This window comes from Pseudomonas sp. 18.1.10, assembly GCF_024655625.1.
In the GTDB taxonomy this organism is placed as follows: domain Bacteria; phylum Pseudomonadota; class Gammaproteobacteria; order Pseudomonadales; family Pseudomonadaceae; genus Aquipseudomonas.
Window position 1 is genome coordinate 1 of sequence record NZ_JANLGL010000250.1, and the last position, 7,273, is coordinate 7,273.

The following is a 7,273-nucleotide window of genomic DNA, read 5'->3' on the forward strand; positions in this document are numbered from 1 at the left end:
TCAGTCAATGGATATGTCGACTGAAGCACCGCATTCGCGAGCAAGCCCGCTCCCACATAAACCCGCTCCCACAAGGGATCTCCATAGCTGTCGATATTTCCATTCGGACAAACAACAAGGGGGCGAATCTTCATCCGCCCCCTCTGTGTCCGCTTATTCCTGCGGTTCTTCTTCGTCTGCGGCAGCGTCGAGGGCTGGCTCGTCAACGCTGTCATCGCCTGTTGCGATCACCTCGCCGTCGAACTCTTCACCTTCCAGCTCCTCGCCTTCGACTTCCGATGGTTCCTGGACTCGCTCCAGGCCCACCAGCGTCTCGTCGCTGGCCAGCTTGATCAGCGTCACGCCCTGGGTGTTACGGCCCAGGCTCGACACTTCGGCCACACGGGTACGTACCAGGGTGCCCTGGTCGGAAATCAGCATGATTTCCTCGCCATCGAGCACCTGGACCGCGCCGACCAGGCGGCCGTTGCGGTCGTTGCTGACCATGGCGATCACGCCCTGGCCGCCACGCTTGTACTCCGGGAACTCGCTGATGGCGGTACGCTTGCCATAACCACGCGCCGAAGCGGTGAGGATCTGGCTGCCTTCTTCCGGGATCAGCATCGAAATCAGCTTCTGCCCTTCTGGCAGGCGCATGCCGCGCACACCGCGGGCGGTACGGCCCATGGCACGCACGTCGGATTCCTTGAAGCGCGTGACCTTGCCGCCGTCGGAGAACAACATGACTTCACGCTCGCCATCGGTGATGGCGGCGGAGATCAGTACGTCACCTTCGTCCAGTTCCAGGGCGATCAGGCCCACGCTGCGCTGGCGGCTGAAGGATTCCAGCGGGGTCTTCTTGACGGTGCCTTTGGCGGTCGCCATGAAGATGAAGTGACCTTCGGTGTATTCCTCGACCGGCAGCATGGTGGTGATGTATTCATCACTGTCCAGCGGCAGCAGGTTGACCAACGGGCGACCACGGGCGGCACGGGAGGCTTCCGGGATCTCGTAGGTCTTGAGCCAGTACACCTTGCCCTTGCTGGAGAACAGCAGCAGCGTGGTGTGGCTGTTGGCCACGAGCAGGTGAGCGATGTAGTCCTCATCCTTCACGCCGGTAGCCGATTTACCTTTACCACCACGGCGCTGGGCCTGGTAGGCAGCCAAAGGCTGGGTCTTGGCGTAGCCACCGTGGGAAATGGTCACCACGCGCTCTTCTTCCGGGATCATGTCACCCAGGGTCAGGTCGAGGCGGGCATCGAGGATCTCGGTGCGACGCACGTCGCCGTATTCGGCGCGGATCACTTCCAGTTCTTCGCGGATCACTTCCATCAGGCGCACGGCGCTGCTGAGGATGCGGATCAACTCGCCGATCTGGTTGAGGATCTCCTGGTACTCGGCCAGCAGCTTCTCGTGCTCCAGGCCGGTCAGGCGGTGCAGGCGCAGTTCCAGGATGGCTTGGGCCTGTTCCGGCGACAGGAAGTACTTGCCTTCGCGCAGGCCGTATTGTGGGTCCAGGGTCTCTGGACGGCACGAATCGGCACCGGCACGTTCAACCATCGCCACCACGGCGCTGGATTCCCAAGGCGTGCTGATCAGCGCTTCCTTGGCTTCCGACGGGGTTGGCGAGGCCTTGATCAGGGCGATCACCGGGTCGATGTTCGACAGCGCAACCGCCTGGCCTTCCAGGATGTGGCCGCGCTCGCGGGCCTTGCGCAGTTCGAACACGGTACGACGGGTGACCACTTCGCGGCGGTGACGCACGAAGGCTTCCAGCAGATCCTTGAGGTTCAGGATGCGCGGGCGGCCGTCGATCAGGGCAACCACGTTGATACCAAACACGCTTTGCAGCTGGGTCTGGGCGTAGAGGTTGTTGAGGATCACCTCCGGCACTTCGCCACGACGCAGCTCGATCACCACGCGCATGCCGTCTTTGTCGGACTCGTCGCGCAGCTCGGTGATGCCTTCCAGCTTCTTCTCTTTGACCAGCTCGGCGATCTTCTCGATCAGACGCGCCTTGTTCAACTGGTATGGGAGTTCGGTGATGACGATCTGCTGGCGACCACCGACTTTGTCGATGTCTTCAATCATCGAGCGGGCGCGCATGTAAATGCGGCCACGGCCGGTGCGGTAGGCTTCGATGATGCCGGCGCGACCGTTGATGATCGCGGCGGTCGGGAAGTCCGGGCCGGGAATATATTGCATCAGCTCATCGACGGTCAGCTCAGGGTTGTCGATGAGGGCCAGGCAACCGTCGATGACTTCACCGAGGTTGTGCGGCGGGATGTTGGTCGCCATGCCCACGGCGATACCGCTGGAACCGTTGACCAGCAGGTTGGGAATACGGGTAGGCATGACGGCCGGGATCATTTCGGTGCCGTCGTAGTTCGGCACCCAGTCCACGGTTTCTTTGTGCAGGTCAGCCAGCAGCTCGTGCGCCAGCTTGGTCATGCGCACTTCGGTGTATCGCATGGCCGCGGCGTTGTCGCCGTCGACCGAACCGAAGTTGCCCTGGCCGTCTACCAGCAGGTAGCGCAGGGAAAACGGCTGCGCCATCCGAACGATGGTGTCGTACACCGCAGTGTCGCCGTGAGGGTGATACTTACCGATCACGTCACCGACAACACGGGCAGATTTCTTGTACGGCTTGTTCCAGTCGTTACCCAGCTCGCTCATCGCGAACAGCACACGCCGGTGCACGGGCTTCAAGCCATCGCGTGCATCAGGCAGTGCCCGACCGACAATTACGCTCATCGCGTAGTCGAGGTAGGACTGTTTCAGCTCGTCTTCGATATTGACCGGGAGGATTTCTTTGGCCAGTTCGCCCATGAGAAGCCTGATTCCTTTTTCGGGTGAAACCTCGTCACATCCATATGGGACGAACGAAGCTCGCCGCTGCCGGCACGGTGCCTGACAACGACTTACGACAAATCAACGAGTTATGACACGGATCTGCACGTTATAGGCAACCCCTCGGGGCGGCCTTGGAAACCGCCGGATGTTATCACAATCGCCGCCACGCACCTATCCCCCAGATGCGCATGGAGCATAGTTAGTTGACGGGTGACAGGCTTGAGGGGGACGAGAGGGGCTTAGAGAAGGATCGGGGCTGTTTTTTGAGGGCAGATCCGAAGAATTTATTGACTTATAGGCCCCTTCGCGAGCAAGCCCGCTCCCACATTTGATTTGTGAACACATTCAAAATGTGGGAGCGGGCTTGCTCGCGAAGGCGATCCAACAAACACCAACGCCCTCAATGCAGCCGCTTACGGCACATCAACCTGGCCATCTTGGCCACATCCGGCCGCTCGACAATGCCCTTTTCCGTGACGATCACGTCGATCAGGTCCGCCGGCGTCACGTCGAACACCGGGTTGAACGCATCCACCCCCAAGCGCTGCCCGACAATCTCCAGCAACTCGCCCGGGTCACGCTCTTCCAGCGTGACGTCATCGCCGGTCGCCATCATCAAGTCGACGGTCGAACTCGGCGCCACCACCATAAAGCGCACGCCATGGTGCATGGCGCACACGGCAAGCTGATAAGTGCCGATCTTGCTAATCACATCGCCATTGGCGGCAATGCAATCCGCGCCGACGATCACCCAGGTCACGCCTTTGGTCTTGAGGATATGCGCGCCCGCCGAGTCGGCATTCACCGTCACCGGGATGCCCTCGCCCGCCAGCTCCCAGGCGGTCAGCCGTGAGCCTTGCAGCCAGGGCCGGGTTTCGTTGGCGTAGACCTGCTCGACCATGCCTTCCAAAAAAGCCGCGCGGATCACCCCGAGCGCCGTGCCCACACCGCCCGTAGCCAAGGCGCCGGCATTGCCATGGGTCAGGATCGCCTGGGCGTTGCCCTGGTGCTTGCGGATCAGCTCAACGCCGAGCTGTGCCATGTTCAAGTTGGCTTCCCGATCACTTTCATGGATCGCAATCGCCTCGGCTTCCAGCACTGCCACTGGATCGGCGTGTTTCTTGAGCCGGTCCAGACGGTCACGCATGCGTTTCAGGGCCCAGAACAGGTTCGACGCGGTCGGACGGCTTTGCGCCAACAGTGCGTAGTCTTCTTCCCACGCAGCCTGCCAGTCACCGCCCTCGGCGATCCGCTCACGGGCGGCGAGCACCAGGCCATAGGCCGCACTGATGCCGATGGCCGGCGCGCCGCGCACGACCATGGTGCGAATCGCCGCGGCAACGGCCTCGACCGTGGAGCACGCCACCCAGCTTTCCCGGGACGGCAAGGCACGCTGATCGAGCAGGTACAGCGCGCCATCACGCCAATCGATGGCCTTCACTTTCTCCGCAGCCAACAGTCGATCGCGCATCCCTTACTCCGCACTCATGAACAAAAGCCGCCGATTATAGCGATCCGCCAGCCTAGGCGCTCGGGTATACTTCGGCCTTCTTTTATAGCTGCCTGGGAAGAAGCCCGCGATGACCGCCACTGCCGCCCCGCTCGACCTGGTATTACTGCCCACCTGGCTGGTGCCCGTCGAACCTGCCGGCGTGGTGCTCAAGGAGCATGGCGTGGGCATCCGTGATGGGCGCATCGCATTTATCGGCCCACGGGCGGCGGCACTGAAACTGGCAGCCACCGAGGTCCGCGAGTTGCCGGGCATGCTGCTCAGCCCCGGTCTGGTCAACGCCCACGGGCATGCGGCAATGAGCCTGTTTCGCGGCCTGGCCGACGACTTGCCCCTGATGACCTGGCTGGAAAAACACATCTGGCCCGCCGAAGCCAAGTGGGTCGATGAGGCGTTCGTACGCGACGGCACCGACCTGGCCATCGCCGAGCAGCTCAAGGGTGGCATCACCTGTTTCTCGGACATGTACTTCTACCCCAAGGTCGCCAGTGACTGCGTGCACAACAGCGGCATGCGTGCGCAGATCGCGATTCCGATCCTCGACTTCCCGATTCCCGGCGCCAGCAGCGCCGACGAGGCCATCCGCCAGGGTGTCGAGCTGTTCGGCGACCTCAAGCACCACCCGCGCATCAAGGTCACCTTCGGCCCCCACGCGCCCTACACCGTGGGCGATGCCAACCTGGAAAAAATCCGCGTAATCGCCGAAGAGCTGGACGCCGCGATCCACATGCACGTGCACGAAACCGCCTTTGAAGTGCAGCAAGCCGTCGAGCAGACCGGCGAGCGCCCGCTCGCGCGCCTGGGCCGCCTCGGGCTGTTGGGCCCGCGCTTCCAGGCCGTTCATATGACCCAAATCAGCGAAGATGACCTGGCTTTGCTGGTAGAAAGCAACACCAGCGTGATCCACTGCCCGGAATCCAACCTGAAACTGGCCAGCGGCTTCTGCCCGGTGGAGCGCCTGTGGCAGGCTGGCGTCAATGTGGCCATCGGCACCGATGGCGCCGCCAGCAACAATGACCTCGACCTGCTGGGCGAAACCCGTACGGCGGCGATGCTGGCCAAGGCCGTCGCCGGCTCGGCCACCGCGCTGGATGCGCACCGCGCCCTGCGCATGGCCACCCTCAATGGTGCGCGGGCCATGGGCCTGGAAAGCGAGATAGGCTCGCTGGAAGTCGGCAAGGCCGCGGATATGGTCGCCTTCGATCTGTCGGGGCTGGCGCAACAACCGGTCTACGATCCGGTCTCACAGCTTATATATGCCACCGGACGGGATTGCGTGAAACACCTTTGGGTCGCCGGCAAGCAACTGCTCGACGACCGGCAATTGACCCGCATGGATGAACAGCAACTGACCGCCACGGCCATGGCCTGGGGCAAGCGCATCAGCGGGCACCACGAATAACGCCGGCCTTGAAGCCGTACGTTCAAGACCGACAAACCGATTTATCAGATTTAGAGGATGCACCATGAGCAACGTCGACCACGCCGAAATCGCCAAATTCGAAGCCCTGGCTCACCGCTGGTGGGACCGCGAAAGCGAGTTCAAGCCCCTGCACGACATCAACCCGCTGCGGGTCAACTGGATTGACGAACGCGTCAACCTGGCCGGCAAGAAGGTGCTGGACGTCGGCTGCGGCGGCGGCATCCTCAGCGAAGCCATGGCCCAGCGCGGCGCCACGGTGATGGGCATCGACATGGGCGAAGCACCACTGGCCGTGGCCCAACTGCACCAGTTGGAATCCGGCGTGAACGTCGAATACCGCCAGATCACCGCCGAAGACCTCGCCGAGGAGATGCCCGAGCAGTTCGACGTGGTCACCTGCCTCGAAATGCTGGAACACGTGCCGGACCCATCCTCGGTGATCCGCGCGTGCTTCCGCATGGTCAAGCCGGGCGGCCAGGTGTTCTTCTCCACCATCAACCGCAACCCCAAGGCCTACCTGTTCGCGATCATCGGCGCCGAATACATCATGAAGCTGCTGCCGCGTGGCACCCACGACTTCAAGAAATTCATCCGCCCGTCCGAGCTGGGCGCCTGGAGCCGCCAGGCCGGGCTGACCGTCAAGGACATCATCGGCCTGACCTACAACCCGCTGACCAAGCACTACAAGCTAGCCAGCGACGTTGACGTCAACTACATGATCCAGACCCTGCGCGAGGAGTAAGCCTGTGAAGTTGCGAGCGGTTCTCTTCGATATGGACGGTACGCTGCTGGACACCGCGCCGGACTTTATCGCCATCTGCCAGGCCATGCGCACCGACCGCGGCCTGGAACCGATCAACGATGCACACATCCGCGATGAAATTTCCGGCGGTGCGCGGGCGATGGTCGCCGTGACGTTTTCGATGGACCCGGAATCCCCAGGCTTTGAAGAGCTGCGCCTGGAGTTCCTGGAGCGTTACCTCAAGGGTTGCGCGGTGCACAGCAAACTCTTCGACGGCATGGCCGAACTGCTGGCGGACATCGAGAGGTCCAAGCTGGTCTGGGGCGTGGTCACCAACAAGCCGCTGCGCTTTGCCGAACCGATCATGCAACAGCTGGGCCTGGCCGAACGCTCGGCCCTGCTGATCTGCCCGGACCACGTGAAAAACAGCAAACCGGACCCAGAGCCGATGATCCTCGCGTGCAAGATGCTCGACCTGGACCCGGCCAGCGTGTTGTTCGTAGGCGACGACCTGCGCGACATCGAGTCTGGCCGCGATGCCGGCACCCGCACTGCGGCGGTGACCTACGGCTATATCCACCCGGACGACAACCCACGCAACTGGGGCGCCGATGTGGTGGTGGACCACCCGCTGGAACTGCGCAAGGTGCTGGATAACGCACTGTGCAGTTGCTGATGGCGTACTGAATCTACAGACCAATGAAGATCCAAATGTGGGAGCGGGCTTGTGTGGGAGCGGGCTTGCTCGCGAAGGCGGAGTGTCAGT

General features: G+C 62.3%; 5 protein-coding genes. 3 read left to right on the plus strand and 2 right to left on the minus strand.

All coding sequences use genetic code 11. The features are described from left to right. Positions 1 to 153: 153 nt before the first annotated feature. Together gyrA and mtnA are read right to left on the minus strand one after the other, a co-directional pair. On the minus strand, positions 154 to 2,808 hold the full coding sequence (gene gyrA, locus NUV89_RS25950) for a DNA gyrase subunit A (protein WP_257783567.1): 2,655 nt from the start codon (positions 2,806 to 2,808) through the stop codon (positions 154 to 156). 424 nt (positions 2,809 to 3,232) lie between these two features. After that, entirely contained in the window at positions 3,233 to 4,303 is a 1,071-nt protein-coding gene (mtnA, locus tag NUV89_RS25955; protein WP_257783568.1) for an S-methyl-5-thioribose-1-phosphate isomerase, read from the minus strand. Positions 4,304 to 4,412: 109 nt separating this feature from the next. Between mtnA and NUV89_RS25960 the strand changes: the two genes are divergently transcribed. The 3 genes from NUV89_RS25960 to mupP all read left to right on the plus strand — a co-directional run bounded on the left by NUV89_RS25960 (position 4,413) and on the right by mupP (position 7,183). Further along, positions 4,413 to 5,744 carry a TRZ/ATZ family hydrolase gene (locus tag NUV89_RS25960; RefSeq protein ID WP_257783569.1) on the plus strand — a complete coding sequence of 444 codons (1,332 nt, stop codon included), beginning with the start codon at positions 4,413 to 4,415 and terminating at the stop codon, positions 5,742 to 5,744. Positions 5,745 to 5,808: 64 nt separating this feature from the next. Continuing rightward, positions 5,809 to 6,507, plus strand: a complete 699-nt coding sequence (gene ubiG, locus NUV89_RS25965) for a bifunctional 2-polyprenyl-6-hydroxyphenol methylase/3-demethylubiquinol 3-O-methyltransferase UbiG (protein ID WP_017734479.1) — start codon at positions 5,809 to 5,811, stop codon at positions 6,505 to 6,507. Between the two features lie 4 nt (positions 6,508 to 6,511). Beyond that, entirely contained in the window at positions 6,512 to 7,183 is a 672-nt protein-coding gene (gene mupP, locus NUV89_RS25970; RefSeq protein ID WP_257783570.1) for an N-acetylmuramic acid 6-phosphate phosphatase MupP, read from the plus strand. The last annotated feature ends 90 nt before the right edge of the window (positions 7,184 to 7,273 follow it).